We start from the raw sequence: 24269 nt of genomic DNA on the forward strand, positions 1-24269 counted from the left end.
TCGGTGCGCCCATGCTCTACAGACTCCTGAAATCGACAGTGTGGCAGTACTGTCTGCACGGATTGGTTGCCCTCGCCGCCGAGTCGGCGATCCCGGCCGAGGTGTGCGCGGAATTCGAACGGGATCGCCGGTGCGCGGTGGCGCGCTGGGACTGGTCGGTGCCCGAGCGCTGGCTCGAACAGTCTCGGCCGGACCCGCGGGGCTAGCGGGTCAGATGGGTGCGCAAGAAATCGAGGGAGTTCGGCAGTGAGGCCAGGAATGCTCCGCTGTGATCCTGGCCCGGGTACTGGGTGACGGCCACCTCGATTCCCGGGTTGATCGTTCGGAGGTGTTTACCGAATTCCTCTGTGTAAGTGGGCGGTACATCGATATCCGCGGTGCCGTAGCCGATGGACACGTCTACCGGGAAGCTGTCGGTTCGAAAGCCTGCCAGGGCGGCGATATCGGCTTCGAATGTCGGTGTGGGGGAGTCGGGGTCGGCGACCAGTGCCGCCGGACGTCGCCCCTGCGCCGCGGCGGTGAGGTTCGCCAAACAGGTGGAAGCCGCCTGCGCCACGAAATCTCGGCCGAAATCCGAGAGGAACGGTGTCACCCGCTCGGGATGCAGCTGTTGCATTGCCGCCAGATAGTAAGCGGCGTAGGAGATTTGGTTGGCCGAGCCGGTCGAGGTGCGCTGGAACATGGTGCGCAGACTCGGTCCGGGGTCGGCGCGCAGTCCGGTGACGACCGCACCCCGCAGGCCCCCTGCGCGCCCGGTGGGATCGTAGAGCGAGACCGCGCTCAGGGCCGCGTGTGAGCCTTCGGATTGGCCGATGACGACCCAATCGCGGGACAGCGGAACGGGTGTCGCGCGGATGGCCGCTACGGCGTCGAGGATCGAACTGCCCTCGACCAGGGTGTTGTAATAGCTGAACCCGCCGCCGGTCCCCAGCCCCTGGTAGTCCGGTGCCAGTACGGCGTAGCCGTTGTTGAGGATTTCGTCGAAATAGGTGCGGTTGCGCTCGGATTGGGGCTGGCGCGAGGGTGCGCAGGCGTCGGCGATTCCGGTCGTGCCGTGTGCCCAGACCACCAGCGGCCAGCCGCCTGCGGGCGGCAACCCGGGCGGCAGATACAGCCCGGCCGAGGCGGGCGCTGCTCGGGCGTACTGATTCGTCGTCGTGTACCGGAGTTCGATCGCGGCCGCGGCTGCCGGGAATGACCATGCCGAATCGAGTAGTCCGAGCCCGGTCAGTTGGCCCATCCCCGCTTCCTCGGCGGTGGCCGCGGGACTGACGAGACCGGCCGCGAGCGCCAAGCAGGAAGCGGCCACAATGTAGGCCGCCTTGCGCAACGACAGTGCGAACATGCTCCATAACGGTAGTTCCCGAGCCGCTCATAAAGCCGCCACCGCTGAGAAACACGGCGCGCCGGATGGTCGCGGACACAGCTGATACCTTGCGTGGAAGCTTATTTGGACTGGTGTCCGAATTGGATTGCCGCCTCGAAGGAGACAGCCGCATGCACACGGCCGCACAGTGGTTCACCGGCCCGAACAGGCGTCGAAGCTGGATCGCGGTGCTGGTGGTTGCCGTCGTCGTGGGTGTAGCGGCGTTCGTGGTGGCGGACCGATCACCGAAGGCGTCCCAGCAGGCAACGCCGGTGGTGGGCGGCAAGTTTCGTATCGAGCCCGTACTCGACTCCGCACCCGCGCCACGCTGGACCGTGCGCGCCGCCGATCTGTCCACGGACCCCGGCGCGGTTCTGCTGTCGGTTCCGCACGGTCTGGACGTCTACTACGGGAACGGCACGCCGATGGACGCCGGGACCACGATCGTGGCGGCCACCGGGGTGCCGGAAAGCGCAGGCGCCGGGGCCGGGCGGCCGGTCCCGGCGGTGCGACTGCACGGAATCGACCCCGATACCGGAAAACCGCGCTGGTCAACCGATATCGGCGCGATCGACACCTGCGCCGAAGAGGTCTTCCAAGGCCTGCTGAGCTGTTGGGGCACCCATCGGGTCCTGATCGTGGACAGCGCGACGGGCGCGATACGCACCGACCACACCACCGATTTCGAGGTGCAGGAGGTAGATGCCCGCGACGGTGTCGTCACGGTGGCGGGGCGGACGGAGGATAATCAGACCGCCGTCTTCACGCGCGGAACCGTTTCCGATACCGCGGCGAACTGGCGCAAGACATTTCCCACGGTGGCTCCCGGGCAGCCGGTTCTTCCCACCCTCTTCCCACCGGACTACTTCCGATACGGGCGCGACGGCAATGAGCAGCTCTACGATTTGCGTACGGGCGAGCCGCTTTTCGCCGGACCGGTCAGCTATGTCTTCAACGGTGGCGTGATCGCCTCGCAGGTGATCGATCGCAGCGGCACCGCGGGAAAGGTCGTCCTGCTCGGTCGCGATGGGCACCGCATCACCGAGGTCGACAATGCCAGTTTCCTGCTCGAGTGGTATCCGGTCGCCACCGCGTCGCCACTGCCGATCATGACCGGCCAGAGCGCCTACGACCGCACCACCGGTGCGATCCTGTGGACCAACCCCGATATCGGCATGTACGACACGGCCGGGCGCAAGGGCGCGATCGAGGGTGTGGTGCGGGATTCGGTGATCGTCCGATCACTCGATGGCACAGTGCTTTCCGGGCTCGATCTCGCCGACGGGCATCGAATCTGGCAGCGGCCCTCGCCGTTCGAACACGCCACCAGGTTCACCAGCTACGACGGCATCACCGACGCGACCCATCTCATCCTGACCGACGGTGTCACCGTGCAGGCGATCGACGGCGTCGACGGAACCGCGCTGTGGTCGATACCGTTGCCGCCCAGCGGGGATCCCAGAATCCGCCCGCAGGTGCGGGCACTGGGTGGGCGCATGGTCACCACCACCGCGCAGGACTTCACCGGATACGGTGCGTGAGGGCATGGGACTCGATCTGATCGTCGTCTCGACCGAACTCGAACCGATCGAGCACGCGGCCGTCGCGGCGCTCGAACAGCGCCTGGGTGTCGCGCTGCCCACCGGATACGCCGAGATCATGGCGACCTACGGCCAGGGCAGCATCTGCAATATCTTCGATGTGTGGGGGCCCGCGCGAATTCTGGACAGCCTCGACGGGGCGCGCGAACTGTTGGCGGAGTACTGGTTCTGGGAACATCCGGAGCTGGTGCAGGCTGATTTCGCCGATGCCGTGCCGGTGGGCGGGTCGTCGAACGGTGACCAAATGGTGTTGGTGCCGGGACGCGGTCTCGTGGTCCTGCCGCGCCATGCGACCGACGCGATCGACGTGGGCACCTCGTACACCGATGCGGTGCGCTGGTTCTGCACCTCCGGGCGACTCGTGGCGGCGAGTGCGGTGCTGTGGTTCGAGTCCTGGACTCGGCTGAGCTGCTATGAGAACTGGGCGGGCGGTGAACTCGGGCGGGTGCGGGAGGCGATCTCGGCACTGGGGTTGCATAGCGCGCTCGATGAGTCCCGCCGGGACACCGGAACGTTCCTGATCCCGGCCATGGGCGGTCACGTGTCCGTGCTGGAAACCTCCGGTGATGGGGACTTGTATGTGCATGTGCGCTTCGAGCCGGAATTCACCGCGCTTCACGCGCGGATCGAAGCGGCGCTGATCGGAGCCGATGTGCGCCGACTTGCGCGCTGGGGAGCGGAACCGGTGATCTAGGCTCCCTTGGCCGTGCACCGCGGGCGCACGGCCGAGGACTCTGCTCAGTGCGCTCCGACGGCGACCGCGGGTAGGAATCCCGATGCCGTGAACTGCTCGAGATAGTGGTTCAGCACCGCTCGATCGATGAGCGGGCAGTGGATGTTCTTCTCGCGCAGTGCCTCTCGGGTGTGAGCGTCATCCCATCGAGTGTGTCCGGCGAGATCGCCGAAGGTGGCGGCCAGCACTGCCGCGCGGGCGAGGGAGTCGTCGCCCCCGGCCGCGCGGGTGGCCGACTGCCGATTCAGCTCGGCCAGCACGAAGTCCATCGACCGTTCCCGGACCAGATAGCCTTGTTCGCGTAGGCATTCCAGCACCTCACGCACCGCGAGCGGGGTGTGGTTGACCTGGTGGAAGACGGTCTGCGCGCGGGGACTCGACGCGATCGCGACAATCGCGCGGACGACGTAGTCGACCGGGACCAGGGAGACGGTGGCGGCTCCCACGTCGGGCGTCACGCCGAGCACCGCGGCGGCGCGCACCATATTCCAGAAGGCGTCATCGGGATTGTTGACGCCGGTGCGGGTGTCGCCGCAGATGGTGCCCGGCCGGTGGATGCTCACCGGTACCCCGCGCGCACCGGCCTGCCGAATCAGTTCCTCGCCAACCCATTTCGAGGTGAGGTAGCCGTTGGATTGGAGTTGATCCACGTTCAGTCGGTCATTCTCGCCGACGACCTCGGGAACCGCGCCCGCCGGGATCGCGGCTCCCAGGGTGGAGATGTAGTGCACCGCCTTCACCCGTGCGGTGGTGGCCAATTCGAGCACCGCACGCGTGCCCTCGACATTCGCCGCGCGCAGCCGCTCATACGGATCGACATGGTTGACCTTGGCGCCATTGTGATAGATGACGTCGATTCGTTCGGCGAGCAGTTCGAACTGCATGGCGTCCAGGCCCAGGTGCGGCGCTGTCAGATCGCCGCGCACGGCTGTCACCCGGTCGGTGACGCCGTCGGTGGGGAGTCGGAACCGTGCCAGGGCCAACAGGATTCGATCCAGCGGGTCGTCGTCACCCTGCGTGCGCACCAGGCACCAGATTCGAGCCCGGGTGCGGGTGAGCAACTCGTGCAGCAGATGCGCGCCGAGGAAGCCGGTCGCGCCGGTGAGCAGGATATCGTCCACGGTCCGCCGGGCGAGCGCGCAGCCCGCGAGCGAGATGGCCGGATCGAGAACCGCATCGGTGGCCGGAGCGTGCGCCGGAAGCGGTTGGCGGACGCCGCTCACATACGCCGCGAGTCCGGCCACAGTCGGTGCGGCCAGGATCGCGGACATCGGGACGTCGCAGTCCAATCGCTCCGAAAGGCGCTGGTGCAGTATGAATATCAGCAGTGATGAGCCGCCGAGTTCGAAGAAGTCCGACCCCGAGCCGACGCTCGAAACGTCGAGAATCTCCGCGAATACCTCCGCTATCGCCATCTCCAGCGGGGTGCTCGGCGCGATCACGACCTCGTCGGCGAACACCGGTGCGGGCAGCGCGGCCCGGTCGACCTTGCCGCTGGTGTTCACCGGCAGCGAGTCGAGCACCATCACCGTCGCCGGGACCATATAGCCCGGCAGCAGTCCGGAAACGCTGTGCCGCAGCGCCTTCGGCTCGATGGTGACGCCCGCACGCGGCACCACGTAGCCGATCAGCCGATCGTCCTGACCGTCGCGGCGCACGGTCACCACGGCCTGGGCCACGCCGGGATCATCGAGCAGCGCGGATTCGATCTCACCCAGCTCGATGCGATGGCCGCGCACCTTGACCTGAAAGTCGGTGCGGCCCAAATACTCCAGCACTCCATCGGGCCGGAACCGCGCCAGATCGCCGCTGCGGTACATCCGTGATCCCGGTGGCCCGAACGGACTGGCCACGAATCGACTCGCCGTCAGTCCCGGGGCGCGATGGTAGCCGCGCGCGAGCTGATCGCCCGCCAGCACGAGCTCACCGGCGACGCCGGGGAAGAGCCCATGCAGTCTCGCATCGAGCACACCGCATTGCGAATTCCACGCGGGCACCCCGATCGGCATGACCGCCGCGTGCCGATCTGCCTCGGCCACATGGTGTTCGGTAATACTGACCGCGGCTTCGGTGGGTCCGTAGAGGTTGTGCAGTTCGGCCCCCGTGACCTCGGCGAACGCCTGCGCGGTCTCGGGCGCGAGTGCTTCGCCGATGACGAACACCGCGCGCAGCGTCTCCAGATCCGCGGAGGTCGCCGCACGGGCCACCAGGGTGAGCATGGTCGGCACGAAATCGGTCAGTGTCGCACCGTGATCCGCGATCAACCGGCAGATGGCAGCCGGGTCTCTATGTTCATCGGGTCCGGCCAGCACCAGTCGCGCACCGGCACCCAGCGGCAGGAAGTAGCCCCACAGCGAGACATCGAAGGTGGCGGCGGTCTTGTGCAGGTAGACATCCCGCGCTTGCACGTCGTAGCGAACGCGCATCCAGTCGAGCTGGTTGACGATCGCGGTATGGGTGACGACCACACCCTTGGGTTTGCCGGTCGATCCGGAGGTGTAGATGACATAGGCGGGGTGATCGCCCCGCAGCGGTGTGGTCCGCTCGTCATCGCGGACCGGACCGGCGGAATATGCCGTGACGTCGACGGTATCGACGGCGCAGGGGTCGCCCAGGCTGAATCCATCCCGAGTTGTGGTCAGAACACAGTGCGGCGCAGCGGAATCCAGGATGTATCCGATGCGGTCGGCGGGATGGTCGGGATCGATCGGCACCCACGCCGCGCCCGCCTCCGCGACCGCGTACAGCGTCACGACCTGTTCGATGGATCGGCGCATCGCCACCGCGACAAGGGATTCCGGACCGATGCCCTGCGCGATCAGCCAGCGCGCGCGGCGGGTGGCGCGATCGTAGAGCTCGGCGAAGGTGAGGGACTCGTCCGCGCCGACCAACGCCACCGCGTTGGGCCGCTCTGCCACCTGGCGCGCGATCGCGGCGGTGAGATGCTCGCGCGCGACGGCCACATCGCCGCCACGCCGCACATCACCATCGTCGATCATCGCGAGATCGCCGACCGCCGTCTGCGGGCCGGACAGGATCGATTCCAGCAGCCGGGTATAGGCGTCCACGAACCCTTGAACCGTCGAACGATCGAAAAGATCTGTGCTGTAACCGAATCGCAGCGCGATGGGACCGAGCGCGCCCTCGGCGTCGCGGGTGTCGATCACGCCGATATGCATATCGGTCTTGACCGTATCGGCTTCGATCTCGAAGACCGACATATCCGTCGCGGTCATCTCCAGATCCGCCGGTGTGAAGTTCTGGAACGCGAATCCGATCTGGTACAGCGGATGTCGCCCCGGCGAGCGCACCGGGTCGACCGCGTCCACGACATGTTCGAACGGCACATCCGAGTGCGCGAAATTGGCCAGGTCGCGATCTCTGGTGCGGGCCAGCAGCGCGTCGAAGCTCTCCGCCGCATCCACTCGGGTGCGAGAAACGGTGGTATTGACGAACATTCCGACCACGCCTTCGAGGGCGGGCTCGGCGCGATTGGTCATCGGCACGCCGATCGCGATGTCCTGGGTGCCGGACAGGCGCGCGAGCAGCACCGCGAGCGCGGTGCGCATAACCATGAATACGCTCGCATGCCGTGCCCGAGCGAAGCTCAGCAGTTGCTCGTGGGTGGTGGCGGGCAGCAGTTGATCCAGCGTCGCGCCGCGCAATGACGCGATCGCGGGCCGCCGCCTGTCCGTCGGCAGATCCAGCTGATCGGGCAGCCCGTGGAGCTCCTCGGTCCAGTACCGGAGCTGTTGCGCCAACAGCGATTCCGAGTCCGCACGGGAACCGAGCAGGGTCTGCTGCCACAGCGCGTAATCGGCGTACTGCACCGCGATAGGACGCCAGGCCGGAGCGGTGCCGCCGCAGCGCGCCGCGTACGCCAGTCCCATATCCCGTGCCAGCGGAGCCATCGACGACCCGTCGGCGCAGATATGATGCACCGCGCAGACCAGCACCTGCTCGGTCGGCGTGCGCAGCAGCCGCATGCGCAGCGGCACCTGCGCGGTGACATCGAAGCCTTCGCGAATCACGCGATGCACTCGATCGGACAGCTCGTCCGCGGCGATATCGTGCACGGCGAAGCCGTCCATCACCGCGTCCGCGTCCACAATCTGCTGGTACGGGCCATCGGCATCGGCCGGATAGCGGGTGCGCAGCGCCTCGTGCCGGGCGATCACATCGCGCAGCGCCCCGCGCAGCGCATCCACATCCAGGCCGGTGAGCCGCAGCGCGAATCCGATATTGTCCACCGCCGTGGCCGTATCGAACTGATTGCGCAGCCAGAACCGAAGCTGGTTCGGCGACAATGGAATTCGATCCGGGCGCAATCCCGCCAACAGCGTCGGCCGCGCGGTGTCGAACTGCTGCGAACGAATGGCCTTGGTCAGGGTGGCGACGATCGAATGGTCGAACAGCAGCTGCGGTGGAATCCGCACCTTCCAGATCTCGCTGAGCCGGGCGGCCGCCTGCGTGACCAGCAGCGAATTGCCGCCTGCCGCAAAGAAATCACTGTCCGCGCCGACCCGCTCGACACCGAGCACCTGCGCGAACACCTCGGCGACCAAATCCTCCCCGGCACCGGTCACGCGGCGCCGGCCCGACTGTCGCACCGTCAGGGTGCGCAGTGCGCTCCGGTCGATCTTGCCGGATTCGGTGAGCGGGAACTCCCGCACCACCACAACGGCATTGGGCAGCATGTAGCCCGGTAGTCGCGTCGCCAGACCCGCCAGCAGATCCGCGCTGTGCGGGTGCGCATCGGGATCGGCCAGCACGAAGGACACCAATTCGGTGTCTCCGGTGGGGGTTTCGCGGTCCACGGTCACCGCGCTCGCGACCCCCGCCGAATCGGAGAGCGCACTGTCGATTTCCCCGAGCTCGATGCGCAGACCACGCACATTGACCTGATGATCGACCCGTCCGACATACTCGAGCTCATCTCCGCCATTGCGGCGCACCAGATCTCCGGTGCGATACATCCGCGTCCCCGGCCCGCCCTGCGGATCCGCCACGTAGCGCGCCGCGGTCAGCCCGGGTAGTCCCGGGTATCCGCGCGCTACTCCGGGTCCGGCGACATACAACTCGCCCACCGATCCGATGGCGACAGCACGCAGCCGTGCATCGAGGATTCGATGTGTCGCCCCTTGCACCGGTCCGCCGATCGACACGGGGCCCTCGGCCGACAGGGGACCGCTGAGACTGGCCGCGACGGTGGTCTCGGTGGGGCCGTACGCGTTGTGCACGCGCCGCCCGCCGGTCGCCCATCTGCTGATCAACGCCGGGGGAGACGCCTCCCCTCCCACCACGATCGTGCCGAGCCCCTCGAGCCCGGCCGGTTGTACGGTGGCCAGCACCGAAGGCGTCAGGAAGGCATGGGAAACCTTGTGCCGGTGCAGGAATTCCGCCAACTCGCCGCCACCGATGATCGCGGGCGGCGCGATGACCATCGTCGCGCCCGCCCCGATCGCGAGCAGTAGCTCCAGCACCGACGCATCGAAGCTCGGCGAGGCGAAGTGCAGGCATCGGGACTCGGCGGTGGTCGCCAGAGTCGTCTGGAGATCAGCGCACAGCGCGGCCAAACCACCGTGCGTTACGGCGACCCCCTTGGGCTGCCCCGTCGATCCCGACGTGTAGATCAGGTACGCGATATTCGAATTGCGGACCAGCGCGGTTCGATCGAGATAGGAGATCGGATTCGGCGATTCCTCGGCCAATTCGGCCAGCACCTTCGGATCGTCCAATGCCAGCCAGAGCACATCCTCGGGCAGCTCACCCTGATGATCACGATCAGTCACCCCGACCACGCTCCCGCTGTCCCGGAGCTGATACTCGATCCGCGCCCGCGGATACGCCGGATCCAGTGGCACGAACGCGGCCCCCGTCTTGGCGATCGCCCACACGGCCGCCACCGACGCGATCGACCGCGGCAACGCGATCGCCACTCGATCCTCCGGCCCGACCCCGAGCTGAGACAGCATGCGCGCCAACCGATTTGTACGCGCATCCAACTCGCGATAACTGACCCGCACCCCATCGGCGACAACCGCGACCCCGTCGGGATTGCGCTCCACCGCCGCCGCCAGCAACGCCGCTAGACTCCGGCCACCGGTCCCGCTGTCGCGCCGACGTCGAGTCGAGCGTGAAGAGGGAACATGGCTGCCGTCGCGCATAGGTGTCCTGCCGTTCGGGTCGAATGCTGGGATGATGCTACGACTACCCCGATACCCTTGCCACAGCAGAGAAATGGACAGTTGACCTGACCGTCGCCGACCGACTCCGGCTCTGCGATCGCGACGGAAGGTTGCTCGGAACGTTATGAATCGGACCGGAGTAGAGGTCAATTCCTGACCTCTACTGCCGTCAAGATCGGATGCATCCGGAAATCCTCCGGAAGACATCGATCAAGGAGAGCCCATGACCGTCGCCGCTGTCACCCATCTCAACTTCGCCGGTGAGGCGCGTGCCGCGCTGAGCTTCTACCAGCAGGTATTCGGTGGTCAGCTCACCGTGGCGAGTTACGCGGACTTCGGCATGCCCAAGGACGTGCCCGGTGCGGACAATGTGGTCTTCGGCCAGGTCGTCGCCGAGAACGGGTTCGCCATCATGGCCTATGACGTACCCGGCCAGACCGATGCCCCGGAGCCCGCGTGGACGCGCCGCGAAAACGGCACCACCCTCACGAACTCGCCGTTCTTCGTCTCCCTGCGCGGCGAGACCGTCGACGAGGTCTCGGCCCTGTGGGCCAAACTGTCCGACAACGCCAAGATCATCGAAGACTTCGGCCCCGCCCAGTGGGCCCCGGCATTCGGCATGCTGACCGACCGCTTCGGCGTCACCTGGATCCTCGACGTGGCCGCAAGCTACTGACCCGAACCAACCAGCGATGGCGGGGCCGGGTGACCGGACCCGCTATCGGCGGGGGCCGCGTTGTATGCGGGCGATCATCCAGTCGACGTAGCGGGCGGTGAGTTCCGGTGCGGTGGTGGTGATTCGGCGCAGGATGCGGGTGGCGAGGTTGGGGAGGACGGTGGGTTTGCCTGCGGCTGCGCCGATGAGGAGGGCGCGGGCTACGGCGTCGGCGGTCATGGGGGTGCCGGCGGAGAGGGCAGAGAGTTCTCGGGGTTTGGTTGCGGCTTCGGCGGCCAACTGGGGGGTGTCGACGTCCGGGGGATAGACGACGGTGACGGTGACGCCCGTGGGCTTGAGTTCTTGGCGTAGGGCTTCGGCGGCGGCGCGGACGAAGAGATGGCGGTGATGCTGGCTCGGTCGGCGGTGAGCATGTCGGGTAGGGCTTCGCGGATGGGGGTGAGGGTGCCGAAGTAATTGACTTCCATGTGGTTTCGGAAATCGGATTCCGAGAGTTCGGTGAAATAACCGGGTTTGGCGATTCCGGCGCAGGCGATGACCGCGCCGATGGGTCCGTGCTGAGAGCGGGCACCGTTGAGCGCGGCGCGGATCTGGTCGGGTGAGGTGACATTCGCGGTGAACGTCGCGAGCCTGCCGTCGTACTCGCCGGTGCGGGCGGCGAGCGCGGTCATGGCGGGGTCGTCCAGGGCCAGCACGCTGACCCGGGCGCCCGCGCCGAGCGCCAATTCGGTTACGGCGAGGCCGATTCCGCTGCTGCCGCCGGTGATGACCACGTGGCGGTCCGCCCAGTACGCGGCGGTGGCGGCGGGCAGCTGGACCCGAGTCGAATCATTCTGCTGTACACGAGTATTCATGACCGTCTTCCATTCACTCGATGGTTGCTTCGTCAGATACGTGCTTGATAGCGGCGGCCCGGGGTGCGGAGGCTGCCGATCTGGGCGGTACGAACCGATTGCGTACGCGGGCACCGATATTCGCGTCGAGCCGATCGGCGCGCCGGACGCGCCGGGTGCGAACCGGGACATGGGTGAGGAACCACAGCCCGCGGGTGGGGTAGGGCGATACCGCGGCGATGATGTCGACCGCGCCGCGAATGATGAGCCAGCAGCCCATCCATTCCAGCGAGGTCCACACCGTGGTGTTCGGCCGCAGTAGCGCGTTCAGCCCGACACCGATGCCGAATATCCGGATCCCGAACGTCGTCGATACCGTCCACGACTCCTCGCGCAGAGCGCCGTGGTCGGCGCCCAGCCCGGCCAGCAGAGCGGCGATGCCATCGACCAAAAGGTAGGCCGCGGTGATCACCAGAGCGGTGATCACGGTGTCATCGGTCGACAGCGCCGCGAGCAGTCCGAGCCCGAGTGCCGCCATACCTTCGACAACGAAGGCGCGGATCATGCGGCGCGATCCGGTCATTGCTTCCTCCTGTCGTCTCGGTACCGCACCAGTATCAAGTCAATCGATCGACTAAGTCAAATGACCAAGTTGAGTGAATCTCCCTCTCACGCCGTCGGAATGGCCGGGACCAGCTGATATAGTCAAGTCGATCGACTGATCAAGTCGATCGATCCAATCCTGGAAAGGACGGTATGGCCCACGTGCCCGCCGCGGTCCGCCGCGCGCAGATCGTCGAAGCGGCAAGCGCGGTCATCGCCCGCGACGGCGTCGCCGGAACCACCACCCGCGCGATCGCCGGGGAAGCGGGGTTATCGCTGGCGACCCTGCACTACGTGTTCGCGGGCAAGGACGAAGTGCTGGCGGCAGTACTGGAAGCGCTGCTGGCAGAGGGCAAACAGGCCCTCGAAGCCAGCACCCCGCAGGCCGACGACGCCCCCATCGGACTGTCCGACGCGCTCTACCACCTGGCCCGCACCTACTGGCAGGGGATCCAGAGCGACCCGGGAACCCAACGCGTGCAATACGAACTGACCCTGTACGCCATGCGCACCCCCCAGGCCGCCCACCTCGGCCGCGCCCTGTACGAGTACTACCTCGACGCCACCGAAACCCTCATCCGCGACGCCTGCGACCGCGCCGGCGAGACACCCCGCACACCGGTGCGCGACCTGGCCCATCTCGCGGTATCGGGCATCGACGGAATCCTGCTGCAATACCTGGTCCTCGGCGACGACGAGCAAGCCCGCCGCAGCCTGGACAACCTCATTCACGGCATCCTCGCCCTGGCCACCGCGCCGGATTCGAGCGATCAGCAAATCTGACAGCCGAACCGCGCCGACCTCATTCGTTCGCGCCGAGACCGCGGAAGAACGCGCGCACATCCGCGACGAACAGCTCCGGCTGCTCCATCGGCAGGAAGTTGCCGCCGCGCTCGAGCTCGGTCCAATGCGTCACCGGCGCATCGCGTTCGGCGAAGCGGCGAATGGTGATATCGGTGGGGGCCAGGGCGACACCCGTCGGCACGGTGCCGGTCGGCCGGGGCGTCCACGCGTCCGGGTTGTGCCCGTTCTCGTAGTACAGCCCGGCCGAGGATCCGGCGGTGCCGGTGAACCAGTACAGACTGACATTGGTCAGCAGGTTGTCCCGGCCCACCGCGTCCTCGGGCAGTTCGCTTGCGGGATCGGTCCATTCGCGGAACTTCTCCACGATCCACGCGAGCTGTCCGACCGGGGAGTCGTGCAGACCGTAGGCCAGGGTCTGCGGGCGGGTGGACTGCTGGATGGCGAAGCCCATCATGTCGTCGCGGAAATGCTGGAGCTTGCCCAGGCGGCGCATCTCGTCCTCGGTGAGGCCGTCCATTTCACCATCCTGCCCGAGCGGAAAGGTGACGTGACCGTTGACATGCACGCCGACAACGCTTTCCGGGGCCTGGCGACCCATCTCCACCGCGTCCCACGCGCCGCCGCCCTGTCCCTGCACGCCGTAGCGCGAATATCCCAGGCGCGACATGAGTTCGATGAACGCACCGGCGATCTTGCCCGCGTGCCAGCCGGTGCTGGTCAACGGACCGGAGAACGCGATGCCCGGAATATTGGGGATGACAAGGTGAAAATCCCGGGACAGCGGTGCGACGACCTCGCGGAAGATCATGAACGAGGCGGGCCAGTCATGCAACAGCAACAGCGGTACCGCATTCGGGTTATCCGAGCGCACATGCGCGAAATGCAGAGTCTCGCCCTCGATTTCGGTGGTGAACTGGGGCAGCTCGTTGAGTGCGGCCTCCTGCGCGCGCCAGTCGTACTCGTCCGCCCAGTAGCGGGCGAGCTGCTGGAGGTAGTCCAGCGGTACCCCGCGATTCCATTCCTGGCCGGGAACCTCGCCGGTCCACCGGGTGCGGTGCAGGCGATCACGCAGGTCATCGAGGTCGGACTGGGGGATGTCAATCTTGAATGGCTGAATTTCGGTCATATGAGTAGTGTTCGCCGGGCAGGTGCTCGGCGGCAGTGTCCGGTGCAGCAATGCGGGTGCAAAATGCACATTCCTGCGCGATGGTTACGGCTGGTTCTGGAGGCGAGCGGTGGGCCGACAGCCCGGATGGATACTTGTCGCGGTCATGCTCGCCGGGCAGCTGGTGGCCCGGATCGGCGAACTGATCAGCGGGGCATCACGATTCACCCTCATCGGGTCCGCTGTCCTGGTGGTGATCATCGTGCTGCAAGGTCTGATCAGCATCGGCCGCTGGCATCCCAGGCTGTTGCTGGGTGTGCAGGCGGTATTGGTGTTCGCGCCCTATCCGTGGCTCGGCACGGCGTGGGGTCCGGTCGCGGGTCTGCTCGGGGCGGGCATCGTGCTCACGCTGCGGCCGCGTCTGGCCTGGCCGTTGTTCGGTGCGGTGCTGATCGCCGATATCACGTGGAATCTATTGCTGGACAGTGCGTTTTCCGCGGTCACCACCACCGTCGTCGATCTCAATGTGGGTTTCACCTTCTTCGCCGCGGTCTATCTGGTCCGGCAATTGGAGCGCACGGCTCGTGAACGCGAGCGCGTGGCCGCCATGGCCGTGACCACCGAACAGTTGGACACGGCGGCACGGTTGCATCAGACCCTCGGCGCGGAGCTCGGTGCGATCATTCGGGAGATCCGGCGGGCACCCGGCCGCGCGGATCTGATTCGAATCGCCGAGTCGAGCAGATCGGCGCTCGGTACCGTTCGATCGGTCGCGGACGCGCAGCGCGCCGTGATGCCCGCGCCCGCCGACACCGCGCAGCAGCCCTCGCAGGCTCGGTTCGCCTGGTGGTTTCTGCTGTTCCTGCTGCTCAATTGCAGTGCGATGCCCTTGGCCAATCTCACCCAGCTCCATGTCGATTGGCGCGGTTTCGCGCTGATCACCGCACTGATGATCGTCTCGGGCGCGCTCCAGCTGCATCACGGCGCACCCCGGGAATCCGATGCCGAACCCCGGGCCTGGCGCTGGACGCTCGCGCTGCACGCGGTGGTCGTGGTGCTCGCGCTGGTGCTTCCGTCGTGGCCCGCGGCGTCGACGATCGCACCGTTCTTCCTGATGTTCGGTGCGGTGGTGGTTCGAATCCGGACAGCTTGGGCGTGGGCGTTGATCGTGGCCTGCACGCTGGTGGCCGCGTGGACGTTCCAGTGGCACGGTATTCATTTCGGGTGGCGCATCTATTGGAGTGTGACCTCGGTGGTGGCGGCCGTGTACGTGTATGTGCTGTGCCGCATCCCCGAAGTGAATCGGGAGCTGTATCGGACCCGGGCGCGGGCGCTGCGGATGGCCGTGGTCGCCGAACGGCTTCGCATGGCCCGCGATGTCCACGATCTGCTCGGGCAGACCCTGTCGGCGATCACCCTCAAAGCCGAACTGGCGGCGCGCCGATCCGAGGATCCCACCGAGGCGTTGCGCGAGCTGGGACAGCTGGCCGACCAGGCGCTACAGGAAGTCCGCTCGATCACCAGGGGACCCGCCGAGCTGTCCTTGGCCGCGGAGATCGCCACCGCCCGTTCAGTTCTGGAGGCGACGGGGATCGAGGTCGATGTGGACGTGGCCCCTGCCGCGTCGGACAGTCGGGTCCTGGCCATCGTTCTGCGGGAGGCGGTGACCAATATCGTGCGTCACTCCGAAGCGGATCGGGCGTCGATTCAGGTGCGCGCCGATGCGGGTTCGATGCGGCTGGTTGTCACGAATAATCGCGTGTCACCGGGCAACGAAGGGTCAGGACGTCAGGGCACCGGCCTGTCGAATATGTCTTCCCGGCTCACCGATTCCGGCGGAGTCCTTGCGACTGAACGAGATTCGGGCCGGTTCACCCTCACCGCCACACTTCCGCACGCGGTGGAGTCGGCGACCGGACAGGTCACAGCCAGCCCGCTGCTGTCGCGAGTTTGATCGCGTCCACCCGATTGCGAGCATCGAGTTTGGTCACCGCGGCGGCCAGATAGTTGCGTACCGTCCCATAGCCCAGGTGCAGGGTGGCCGCGACCTCACGCGGTGATGCGCCGGTGGCCAGTTCGCGCAGCACATCGGTCTCGCGTTCGGTCAACGGGCTGTCGGCCACATCGAGCGTCGCGTAGGCGAGCTGCGGATCCAGCACGCGGCCGCCGCCCGCGACCGTGCGGATCGCGTCGATGAGTTCCTGCGGGCGGGCATCTTTCAGCATGAATCCGGCCACCTGCGCGGCGATACCCCGGCGCAGATTGCCGGGCCTGCCGACACCGGTGAGGATGAGCACCCGGCACGAGGGCACCCGATCGCGCAGCAGCGCCGCCGCTTCCAACCCGTCGATCCCGGGCAATTCGATATCGAGTACCGCCACGTCGGGCCGGTGGGCCAGCACCGCGGGGACAACCGCGTCTCCGGTGTCCACCCCGGCCACCACCTCGATGTCCGGCTCGAGGGACAGCAAACCGATCAGCGCCTCCCGCAGGATGCGCATGTCCTCGGCGACCAATACACGAATCACCGTTGCATCATTCCCGACCGTGTTCGCGGTGACCGCAGGGCGTGGCGCTAGGACAGGACCGGCACGCGGAGGTAGCTGGGCTCGGCGTCCGGGGGGACGGTGCCGGCCAGGGTGAAAGGTGTCGCCGCCGATCGCAGTTCGATCAGTTGCCGGGCGTGTTCGTCGAGCGCGCGGTCTTCGTCGGACACCGGTTCCCAGGAGCGGATGGGCTGCGCTTTTCCATCCTCGGCCAGCGCCACGACGACGGCGAGTCCGTGGGCGGCGAGGGTCGGTTGATCGGAGAAGGTGTCGGTCGAGGTGACGTGGACGCTCATATGCATGCTGCGCGGACCGGTGTGGATCAGGCGTGCGGTCACCTCGATCACGTGGCCGATGGAGATCGGGCGGTAGAACCGGATGCCGCCGAAGTACGAGGTGATCACGGGCTGTCCGGCCCAGCCCGCGCCGCAGACGTAGGCGGCCTCGTCGATCCAACCCATGGTGCGCCCGCCGTGTACTCGGCCGCCCCAGTTGATATCCGACGGCGCGGCCAGGAATCGCAGGGTGGCGTCCGGGGCGGTGCCCGCGCTGGTGTAGCGCTGCGCGCTCATCGCCTCCTCGATTCGGCGGCGCACCGAAATGCGTTCGCGCGCTTGGCGACTGCGCTGCTGTTCGAGGATGGTCGTCGGATTCCATTGTGGGACTTCGACGGCGCGACGGTGGTCGTCCATCGCGACGAAGATCATCAGGCATTGGGTGGTCTGAATCGGTTTGGCCCGGGTGGGATCGGTCGAATAGACCGTCACCAGAATGTGCATGCTGGTGCGCCCGGTATGAACCAGATTCGCGTGCAGCTCAACCAGTTCGCCCACCGCGATCGGACGGTCCAGGTGGATATTGCCGACATAGGCGGTCACGCAGTACCGGCCGCTCCACTGGGCCGCCGCGGCATAGCCGACCTTGTCGATCCACTCCAGCAGCCGCCCGCCGTCCACGGGCCCGGCGATGCCCGCATCGTCGGGTTTGACGAGAAGTCGATGGATTGAGCTGGTCACCGTCGGATCCGTTCGGTAGCACCTGTCGCGTACGCGCTTGCTCGACCGCGTTGTCCCGCAGCACGATAGGGCTTCGCCGGGTTTACGGGCGAGTAGCGGTATTCCCAGACGGTCTGGTCAGCCGACGGCCGGTTCGATATGGCGGCGTTTGATCAGCAGGATGATCGCGAGCAGCGGGTAGACCAGGATCGGCAGCAGCGTGCCGGGATAGAAGGTCTGGTCGGCCAGAATCGCGGTCCCGGACAGCAGCGTGAAATCGAAGAGCCCGTGAATGATCGAGTTCGCGGCATTGCCCCGTGACCCGCCGGATCAGATAGAAGAAGTACCCCGCCAGGCTGACCATGATCGCCTGCGGCAGCGCCGAAGCGCCGTGGCTGATGGCATTGGTCAGGTGCACCGCCCCGAAGATGATGCTCGACCAGAGCGCGACCCGGCCTTCGGTGAGACCGTGCTCGCGCAACATCACCACCCCGATGCCGCGGAACATGCCCTCCTCGCCCCAGCCCACGAACTGCGTAGCGATAAGCAGCACAACGACATACAGCCACCCCTGCTGCGCGAGCGCGCTGTACGCGATGCCCCCGGCGATGGCGACCAGGAAAACGATCGGCACCACGCGCACCCACGACCGCGTAGGCCGGTCATCACGCAACACCGGCCGCAGCCACCCGAGATAGCCGATCACCCCGTACGTGAACGCCAACGCCACACCGAGCGGAATGATCATGCAGTAGAACACCGCCCGGGTGGACAGGAAATCGTCCTCCCCGGTGAGGTGCTTCATGAGAAGCCCGCCGCCCTGGATGAGGGCGAGGTAGATGACGACGATGACAGCAAACATGGGGTACGACAGGCTCCGGCCGGTGCCGACGGCCGAAGTCTGCGTGTGGGGCGCGCTCATGAGCCAAAAGTAGTCGCGTTCACCCCGTCAAGTCGGACATTTCGCGCTTGCTCGCCATTCGCTGCATGGAGCGTGCGGTAGCCGTAGTAGTACACGGTCAGTTGCAATGCCCAGGTGGACAGAGCCCCGATGTAGAACAGCATGTGGTCGGCATCATCGCCGGGGATGTGGACCATGTCGTAGACAACAGCGACCACCGCGCCCAGAATTGTCGCGATGAGCGCCCAAATCGCCTGTGCGCGTGCGTTTATCGACCACAGTCGTAGCGCGAAATAGAGCAGATAGATCGTGGTGAGGAGATTGACCACGATGTAGAAGACGGCCCAGCCGAAGGGGATCGGCTGATGCAGCCGCGATAGGAAGAACCCGGCGACGATCGCGAGCGCGAACACTCCGATATCCACCGCGAGCGAGGGCCGATAGCGGTGCGTGACGGTCATCAGTCCGAGCACCAGTATCAGCGTGAGGCCGACCGCACGGGAGAAGGCGTCGAAGAACAGCATCAGGTGGTAGCTGCCACTGTCGTGGTGAATGCCCGTCGCGCCGAGCACCACCACATTGCTGCCCGAGATCGCGACGACCAGCCATTCCAGGCCGAGTAGATAGTTGCCGAAATTCCGGATGAAGCGGATGCCGTAGACGAAACCGGCGTACACCATCGCGAGATTCGCGACGCCCAGGAGAACTACGCGGAGGTCCATGATGACTGCTTTCGAACAGGCGAGGGCACATGGTCGAGGGTGCGACCGACCTGCTCGGCCGCGCGCTCACCCGCGCTCACCGCCCCGTCGATATAGCCCTGATTGAGAGTGGCGGTTTCGGTTCCGGCCCAATGGATGCGCCCGACGGGCCGGCGATCGGCATCGGTGTACTGGGTGATCACACCGGGCGGACGCGAGCTGACGCAGCCGCTGATCCACGGCTCATGGGTCCAATCCTTCTCCAGATATGCCGTCGGATGCGCGGCCTCGGGACCGAACAGGGTGCACAGATCCGCCAGGTACGCGGTGCGGCGCGCTTCGGGATCGTCGAGGATCTCATCGCTCCAGTGCAGCCCGTAACCCGATCCGGCGGTGCCGAGGAAGGTGAGCAGAATGCCGACGCTCGCATCCGGCGGCGAGTTGTCCACGACGTAATTGGCCACCGGCAGATCGGTGATCGCCTGGCCGCTGAAACCCCTGTCCCGCCAGAAGGGCCGGTCGTAGATCGCGAAAAGCTTGCTCTCGGTGCCATTGCACCACCGGCGTTGCAGCATGGCGCGGCGCGTGGGCAGCTCGGGGGAGAAGCGGATGCGATTCGCGTCCGAGGGGGCCATCGCGACGATGACCTGGTCGGCGCGAACGTTCACGCGCGCCGAGCACAGCAGCACCCCCGTGTCCTCCTGGCGGATCTCGGACACCGGGGAGTCGAGCACAACCAGGTCCCCGAGTTCCTCGGCCATACGCAGCGAAATCAATTGCGTACCACCGACTACCCGCGATTCCTGCGCACCACCGGTGATATTGACCAGATGGTCGATCCCACCGCAACCCGCGATGCGGGTGAGCTGCACCAGCAGCGAGGTGCTGTGCAGATCCTCGCCATCGGTGACGGTGAACGCCAGCTTGAACAACAGCCGGACTTCCTTGGTGAGCGAGTTCGCGTCGATCCACTGCCCGAAAGTTGTACTGTCCCAACGTCGCGCGTTCGGGGCGGTCCAAGGTGCCTCGAGTGGAACGGTTTTCGCCATGCGCTCCAGGCGCAGCTGCATTTGCGCGTAATCGGCCAGCACGAGCGGATTCAGCGGCGGGATGGTGCCCCGGAACAGTTTGGTCCTGCCCTTGCGCAGGTAGATCGACTTGCCCTCGACGTAGGTCTTGAAGGTGGGCAGCCCGAGTTCGTCGAGCAGCGCCAGCACGCGGTCCTGCCCCGGGCCGACCCACTGCCCGCCCGCCTCGGTGATAATGCCCGGTGCGACATCGAGATTGAGGGTGCGCCCGCCGACCCGGTCATTGGCTTCGAGTACCAGCACCGAATGTCCGGCCTGGCGCAGCCGCCGGGCGGCGGTCAGTCCGGAGACACCGGCGCCTACGACAACGACGTCGACGATCTGCTCTGCGGTCATCGGGGATTCCTTTCGTTCGAGGCGTGCGCGCTGATCTCGTGGACGATGCGATCGGCGAGCGAATCGGGGATGTGGTGACCCATTCCGGGAATGACCAGGTGGCGTGCGCCGGAAATGGCGGCGGCGGTGGCGATTCCGCCCGAGGGATGCACCAGGGGATCGCGATCGCCGTTGATGACCAGCGTGGGCGCGGTGATCGTGCGCAATTCGGCGGTGCGGTCACCCGAGGCGCGAATCGCCTGCACCTGTCGTCGCATGCCCGCGGCGCCGTCGCCGGCGGTTCTGTCCCAGGTGCTGATCGCATGCGCGGTCTCGGCGGCGTCATCGATGGGGTAGGCCGCGCCCGCCAGGTGCGTGGTGAGTGTGAGATGTGCGCGCACGGCCTGCTGCCGTGTGCGCGGTGGAGCGGCCGCGAGCAACATCGTCGTTCCGAGCGAGGCCCGGCCCACTCCGGAACGACCGGTCGTGGAATACAGGGAGGTCAATGACCTTGTGCGACTGGGAAATTGGGCGGCGATGGTTTGCGCGATCATGCCGCCCATGGATCGCCCGGCGATATGCGCTCGTTCGATACCGAGATGGTCGAGCAGCCAGGCACAATCGGCGGCGATATCGGACAGCGTGTAGGCGTCGCGCCGCGGGCGGCCGCACAGCAGGCGAAGATTCCCGGGTGCGGGCGCGGAGACGAACGTGGACTTTCCGCTATCGCGATTGTCTACGCGCACAACAAGAAATCCGCGTGCCACGAGCTCGGATACGAAATGCCGCGACCAGGTGGTGAGATCCTCGCCGAGACCCCCGAGCAGCAGAACCGGCGGGTGCTCGCGATGACCGTCGAGGCGGTAGCAGAGTCGAATCCCGTCGCGCGGTCCGGTGAATCGGTCCCGCGATGTCGTGATCGGGTCAAACATGGCTGGATTCCGCTGTGACACTCGAGGGTTCGGTGATGCGCGAGAAATGCAGACTCTCGTCGAACAGCGCGCCGCGCAGCAGTTTGGCGTCCTCCGGATAGGAAAGACCCATGCGCCAGGGCAATTCGGTCCCTTGACGTGGGATCGTGTGCTCGGCGCGCAAGACGTAACCCGCACTCAGATCGAGTACCGGCCGCGTCGCCATCCCGGGCTCGGCCACGGCGACGGCCGCGTCGTAGTCGTGCGAATCCATGTGCGCGAGCAGATCGCAGAAGTACCGGCACATCAGGCTGATCTTCAAGGTCCACGACGAGGTGGTGTAGCCGACCGCCATCGCCAGGTTCGGAACCCCTGACAGCAGCATGCCCCGGTAGGCGATCGTCTCGGAGAGATCGACCGGGCTTCCGTCGACGCGCAGTTCCATCCCGCCGAACAGCTGCATATTCAGCCCGGTGGCCGTGACGATGACATCGGCGGGCAGCTCGCGGCCGGACTCCAGCAGAATCCCGGATTCGGTGAATCGCGCGATCCGGTCGGTCACGACCGATGCGTCGCCCCGGCGGATCGCGGCGAAGAAGTCCCCGTCCGGAGCCAGACACAAGCGCTGATCCCAGGGCTCATACGGCGGATTGAAATGCGTATCCACATCGAAACCCGCCGGCAGCAAACGTTTGTTGACGCGACGGATCAACGCGCGCCCGGCACGCGGGAACGTGCGCATACCTTTGACGACCCCGCGATCGAGCCAGATGTTCTTGAATCGCGTCAACGCGTACCCGCGCCGCTCGCCGAAGATCTTGGTCAGTGCCAGCGCGAGCGTGTCGACCCGGGGCAGCGACATCAGGTAGGTGGGCGTGCGCTGGAGCATCGTCACATGCGATGCCGCGCCGGGGCCCGAAACCATCGATGGCACAAGGGTTATCGCGGTGGCTCCGCTTCCGATCACCACCACGTTCCTACCGGAATAGTCATAGCCCTCGGGCCAGTGCTGCGGATGGATGACGGCTCCGGCGAAGTCCTCGCGCCCGGGAAAGCTCGGGGTGAAGCCCTCGTCGTAGCGGTAGTAACCGGTGGCCGCGAAGACCCAGTTCGTCTTGAGCACCCGGTGTTCGGCGCTGTCGCCGATCCGCACCCGCAGTGTCCAGGCCGCGTCCGCGGTGGACCAGTCGGCCCCGATCACCCGGTGCCGCAGTCGAATCAGCCCGGTCAACCCGTTCTCGTCCACGGCCTCGCGCAGATAGTCGCGAATGAGCGGAGCGTCGGCGATCGCCGCCCGGTCCTTCCACGGCTTGAACTCGTATCCGAAGGTGTGCAGATCCGAATCCGATCGAATTCCGGGATACCGGAACAGATCCCATGTTCCGCCGATATCGTCCCGGCTCTCCAGCACCACCACGCGCTTGCCCGGGAAGGCCGTCGTGACGTATCGGGCGGCGCCGATACCCGAAATTCCCGCACCGATGATCACAACGTCGAACTCTTCGTCGACGATCGACATGTTCATCGCATTCACCCCTTATCCGCTCGGTTAGGCGATGACCCACCCTGCTCCCGAACGGATGTCCGCGACTACGGCGTCGTGACCCGGTATGTGACCGAGGCCGGTGCACAGTGCACCTCGACCCGTGCGGGTCAGCGACCCTCGCGCAATTGCAGATACATCAGCGCCGCGACCACGCTGACCGCGTTGTCCACCAGCGGTTGCGGCAGCAGCCGATCCGCGCGGGACAGCCGCCGCTCGATCGTGTTGCGGTGCGTGAAGAGGCGTTCCGCGGTACTGGTGGCATTGAATCGCTCGCGCACGTAGGTGAGCACCGTTTCGCGCAGGACGGCGTCGGCGGCGGCGAGATCACCGAGGCTGTCGGCCACGAACTGCTCGGCCTGGGACATATCCGCCGACAGCGCCGCGACCAACTGCACATCCTCGTACCGCACGATCCGGCGTTCGGAGCCCAATCGCGCCAGCACCCGCTGCGCGGTGGTCGCGTCCAGGTGGGTGCGGCGAAAGCCGTCGATATCGCGGCCTGGTCGCCCCAAAGCCACTCGCACCCTTGATGATTCGCCCAGCAGCGGTTGCAGCACGGCGGGCTGGGGCGCGGTGGCGGTGGGGAACCACAACCACAGTGCGGCGGTGCTGGCGATCAGGGTCAGTCGCCGATCCGCCCCGCACGCCCGCATCACCTGCTCGGCGGCCTGTTCGAGAGCTCCGGCGTCCTCATCGGTATCGACCCAGATGACCGCCGCGACATGCTCTCCGGTCAGGGCATAGCCGAGCCGCGACTCGGCGCGCGCCCGGCTGATCGGCGCGCCCTCGAGCAGCAGTTGCACCGTCGCCTGCCGTTCGGCGTTGGCGCTGCGCGCCAGATCGGTGCGCTCGGCCTCGATATGCGCGGCCAGGGCCGCGATCGAATCATCGACGAAGGTGGTCATCGAATGCCCCGACACCTCGATGAGCCGGCGCAGCAGCTCGTGATCGGCGGTCGCGGCGAAACAGGCCTCGACCCAGCGCCGCCACGCGACGCGCTGGCCCCCGCGCCATGAACCGAGGTCGCCGATATCCATCCCGCGCCGCGCCAAATCCCTTCCGAATCGCAGGGTTTCGGGATCCACGCACGGCGGTACCCGCCGACCGGGTTCGTGCATGGTCGCGGTGAGCCAGTGCACCAGGTACGCCCTGCTCATCCGCCGATCACCGGTCGCCAGCACCGGATCATCGACGATGAATCGGAACGGCGTGCCGAGCTGGGCCGCCGAGAACACCTCCTCGGCCAGTTCGTCCGAGGCGGGCAGCACGCCTTCGGCGATGGTGCGCAGCAGGGCGCGCACACGTTCATCGGGTGCGGGCCACAACTCCTCCATGTGTGCACTGTGCACCATTTCTG

Annotated in this window: 20 protein-coding genes; 6 read left to right on the forward strand and 14 right to left on the reverse strand. The window is 66.5% G+C overall.

Annotation, left to right across the window (positions count from 1 at the left end; all coding sequences use genetic code 11):
• The first annotated feature begins 11 nt into the window (after positions 1–11).
• A complete protein-coding gene (locus tag ACFVUS_RS23825) occupies positions 12–206 on the forward strand; it encodes a hypothetical protein (protein WP_387770366.1) in 195 nt (64 codons plus the stop codon).
• Here the strand turns inward: ACFVUS_RS23825 and ACFVUS_RS23830 are convergent.
• Positions 203–1345: an alpha/beta hydrolase family protein gene (locus ACFVUS_RS23830; RefSeq protein ID WP_387770369.1), complete on the reverse strand. Its 1143-nt coding sequence runs from the start codon at positions 1343–1345 to the stop codon at positions 203–205. The genes ACFVUS_RS23825 and ACFVUS_RS23830 overlap by 4 nt on opposite strands.
• A gap of 152 nt (positions 1346–1497) precedes the next feature.
• Between ACFVUS_RS23830 and ACFVUS_RS23835 the strand changes: the two genes are divergently transcribed.
• The gene (locus ACFVUS_RS23835) at positions 1498–2907 is read left to right on the forward strand and encodes a PQQ-binding-like beta-propeller repeat protein (RefSeq protein ID WP_387770372.1); all 1410 of its coding nucleotides are present in this window, start codon (positions 1498–1500) and stop codon (positions 2905–2907) included.
• A 4-nt stretch (positions 2908–2911) separates the two neighbouring features.
• Positions 2912–3661, forward strand: a complete 750-nt coding sequence (locus ACFVUS_RS23840; RefSeq protein WP_387770375.1) for a hypothetical protein — start codon at positions 2912–2914, stop codon at positions 3659–3661.
• A 44-nt stretch (positions 3662–3705) separates the two neighbouring features.
• On the opposite strand, the gene ACFVUS_RS23845 is transcribed toward ACFVUS_RS23840, so the two are convergent.
• Entirely contained in the window at positions 3706–9783 is a 6078-nt protein-coding gene (locus tag ACFVUS_RS23845; protein WP_387770378.1) for an amino acid adenylation domain-containing protein, read from the reverse strand.
• 328 nt (positions 9784–10111) lie between these two features.
• Between ACFVUS_RS23845 and ACFVUS_RS23850 the strand changes: the two genes are divergently transcribed.
• Positions 10112–10564 (forward strand): VOC family protein, encoded by a 453-nt coding sequence (locus ACFVUS_RS23850; protein ID WP_387770381.1) that lies wholly within the window; start codon positions 10112–10114, stop codon positions 10562–10564.
• A 42-nt stretch (positions 10565–10606) separates the two neighbouring features.
• On the opposite strand, the gene ACFVUS_RS23855 is transcribed toward ACFVUS_RS23850, so the two are convergent.
• The 3 genes from ACFVUS_RS23855 to ACFVUS_RS23865 are packed head-to-tail and all read right to left on the reverse strand — an operon-like array spanning position 10607 to position 11980.
• Positions 10607–10783: a hypothetical protein gene (locus ACFVUS_RS23855; protein ID WP_387770384.1), complete on the reverse strand. Its 177-nt coding sequence runs from the start codon at positions 10781–10783 to the stop codon at positions 10607–10609.
• Positions 10780–11418, reverse strand: a complete 639-nt coding sequence (locus tag ACFVUS_RS23860; RefSeq protein ID WP_387770387.1) for an SDR family NAD(P)-dependent oxidoreductase — start codon at positions 11416–11418, stop codon at positions 10780–10782. Before ACFVUS_RS23860 ends, ACFVUS_RS23855 begins: the two co-directional genes overlap by 4 nt.
• Positions 11419–11431: 13 nt before the next feature.
• Positions 11432–11980: a DUF308 domain-containing protein gene (locus ACFVUS_RS23865; RefSeq protein WP_387770390.1), complete on the reverse strand. Its 549-nt coding sequence runs from the start codon at positions 11978–11980 to the stop codon at positions 11432–11434.
• Positions 11981–12153: 173 nt separating this feature from the next.
• Between ACFVUS_RS23865 and ACFVUS_RS23870 the strand changes: the two genes are divergently transcribed.
• On the forward strand, positions 12154–12783 hold the full coding sequence (locus ACFVUS_RS23870) for a TetR/AcrR family transcriptional regulator (RefSeq protein WP_387770393.1): 630 nt from the start codon (positions 12154–12156) through the stop codon (positions 12781–12783).
• A 19-nt stretch (positions 12784–12802) separates the two neighbouring features.
• On the opposite strand, the gene ACFVUS_RS23875 is transcribed toward ACFVUS_RS23870, so the two are convergent.
• Entirely contained in the window at positions 12803–13930 is a 1128-nt protein-coding gene (locus tag ACFVUS_RS23875; protein ID WP_387770396.1) for an epoxide hydrolase family protein, read from the reverse strand.
• 109 nt (positions 13931–14039) lie between these two features.
• On the opposite strand from ACFVUS_RS23875, the gene ACFVUS_RS23880 reads away from it, so the two are divergent.
• Positions 14040–15863, forward strand: coding sequence for a sensor histidine kinase (locus ACFVUS_RS23880; RefSeq protein ID WP_387770399.1), 1824 nt, complete (start codon positions 14040–14042; stop codon positions 15861–15863).
• On the opposite strand, the gene ACFVUS_RS23885 is transcribed toward ACFVUS_RS23880, so the two are convergent.
• The 8 genes from ACFVUS_RS23885 to ACFVUS_RS23920 all read right to left on the reverse strand — a co-directional run bounded on the left by ACFVUS_RS23885 (position 15832) and on the right by ACFVUS_RS23920 (position 24246).
• Positions 15832–16437, reverse strand: coding sequence for a DNA-binding response regulator (locus tag ACFVUS_RS23885; protein ID WP_387770402.1), 606 nt, complete (start codon positions 16435–16437; stop codon positions 15832–15834). The genes ACFVUS_RS23880 and ACFVUS_RS23885 overlap by 32 nt on opposite strands.
• Positions 16438–16484: 47 nt before the next feature.
• Positions 16485–17471: an acyl-CoA thioesterase gene (locus ACFVUS_RS23890; protein WP_387770405.1), complete on the reverse strand. Its 987-nt coding sequence runs from the start codon at positions 17469–17471 to the stop codon at positions 16485–16487.
• Positions 17472–17553: 82 nt separating this feature from the next.
• Positions 17554–18372 (reverse strand): CPBP family intramembrane glutamic endopeptidase, encoded by an 819-nt coding sequence (locus tag ACFVUS_RS23895; RefSeq protein WP_387770408.1) that lies wholly within the window; start codon positions 18370–18372, stop codon positions 17554–17556.
• Positions 18369–19073: a transporter gene (locus ACFVUS_RS23900; protein ID WP_387770411.1), complete on the reverse strand. Its 705-nt coding sequence runs from the start codon at positions 19071–19073 to the stop codon at positions 18369–18371. Before ACFVUS_RS23900 ends, ACFVUS_RS23895 begins: the two co-directional genes overlap by 4 nt.
• Positions 19058–20476 (reverse strand): flavin monoamine oxidase family protein, encoded by a 1419-nt coding sequence (locus tag ACFVUS_RS23905; RefSeq protein WP_387770414.1) that lies wholly within the window; start codon positions 20474–20476, stop codon positions 19058–19060. Before ACFVUS_RS23905 ends, ACFVUS_RS23900 begins: the two co-directional genes overlap by 16 nt.
• On the reverse strand, positions 20473–21387 hold the full coding sequence (locus ACFVUS_RS23910) for an alpha/beta fold hydrolase (protein ID WP_387770417.1): 915 nt from the start codon (positions 21385–21387) through the stop codon (positions 20473–20475). Before ACFVUS_RS23910 ends, ACFVUS_RS23905 begins: the two co-directional genes overlap by 4 nt.
• The gene (locus ACFVUS_RS23915; protein ID WP_387770420.1) at positions 21380–22891 is read right to left on the reverse strand and encodes a flavin-containing monooxygenase; all 1512 of its coding nucleotides are present in this window, start codon (positions 22889–22891) and stop codon (positions 21380–21382) included. Before ACFVUS_RS23915 ends, ACFVUS_RS23910 begins: the two co-directional genes overlap by 8 nt.
• Positions 22892–23019: 128 nt before the next feature.
• Positions 23020–24246, reverse strand: coding sequence for a PucR family transcriptional regulator (locus ACFVUS_RS23920; RefSeq protein WP_387770423.1), 1227 nt, complete (start codon positions 24244–24246; stop codon positions 23020–23022).
• Positions 24247–24269: the final 23 nt, after the last annotated feature.

The organism is Nocardia sp. NPDC058058, from assembly GCF_042885355.1.
Taxonomy (GTDB): Bacteria; Actinomycetota; Actinomycetes; order Mycobacteriales; family Mycobacteriaceae; genus Nocardia.

Coding starts and splice junctions, on each gene's coding strand:
- ACFVUS_RS23825 (WP_387770366.1), top strand. CDS start 12: ATGCTCTACAGACTCCTGAAATCGACAGTGTGGCAGTACTGTCTGCAC.
- ACFVUS_RS23830 (WP_387770369.1), bottom strand. CDS start 1,345: ATGTTCGCACTGTCGTTGCGCAAGGCGGCCTACATTGTGGCCGCTTCC.
- ACFVUS_RS23835 (WP_387770372.1), top strand. CDS start 1,498: ATGCACACGGCCGCACAGTGGTTCACCGGCCCGAACAGGCGTCGAAGC.
- ACFVUS_RS23840 (WP_387770375.1), top strand. CDS start 2,912: ATGGGACTCGATCTGATCGTCGTCTCGACCGAACTCGAACCGATCGAG.
- ACFVUS_RS23850 (WP_387770381.1), top strand. CDS start 10,112: ATGACCGTCGCCGCTGTCACCCATCTCAACTTCGCCGGTGAGGCGCGT.
- ACFVUS_RS23855 (WP_387770384.1), bottom strand. CDS start 10,783: ATGACCGCCGACGCCGTAGCCCGCGCCCTCCTCATCGGCGCAGCCGCA.
- ACFVUS_RS23860 (WP_387770387.1), bottom strand. CDS start 11,418: ATGAATACTCGTGTACAGCAGAATGATTCGACTCGGGTCCAGCTGCCC.
- ACFVUS_RS23865 (WP_387770390.1), bottom strand. CDS start 11,980: ATGACCGGATCGCGCCGCATGATCCGCGCCTTCGTTGTCGAAGGTATG.
- ACFVUS_RS23870 (WP_387770393.1), top strand. CDS start 12,154: ATGGCCCACGTGCCCGCCGCGGTCCGCCGCGCGCAGATCGTCGAAGCG.
- ACFVUS_RS23875 (WP_387770396.1), bottom strand. CDS start 13,930: ATGACCGAAATTCAGCCATTCAAGATTGACATCCCCCAGTCCGACCTC.
- ACFVUS_RS23895 (WP_387770408.1), bottom strand. CDS start 18,372: ATGAGCGCGCCCCACACGCAGACTTCGGCCGTCGGCACCGGCCGGAGC.
- ACFVUS_RS23900 (WP_387770411.1), bottom strand. CDS start 19,073: ATGGACCTCCGCGTAGTTCTCCTGGGCGTCGCGAATCTCGCGATGGTG.
- ACFVUS_RS23905 (WP_387770414.1), bottom strand. CDS start 20,476: ATGACCGCAGAGCAGATCGTCGACGTCGTTGTCGTAGGCGCCGGTGTC.
- ACFVUS_RS23910 (WP_387770417.1), bottom strand. CDS start 21,387: ATGTTTGACCCGATCACGACATCGCGGGACCGATTCACCGGACCGCGC.
- ACFVUS_RS23915 (WP_387770420.1), bottom strand. CDS start 22,891: ATGAACATGTCGATCGTCGACGAAGAGTTCGACGTTGTGATCATCGGT.
- ACFVUS_RS23920 (WP_387770423.1), bottom strand. CDS start 24,246: ATGGAGGAGTTGTGGCCCGCACCCGATGAACGTGTGCGCGCCCTGCTG.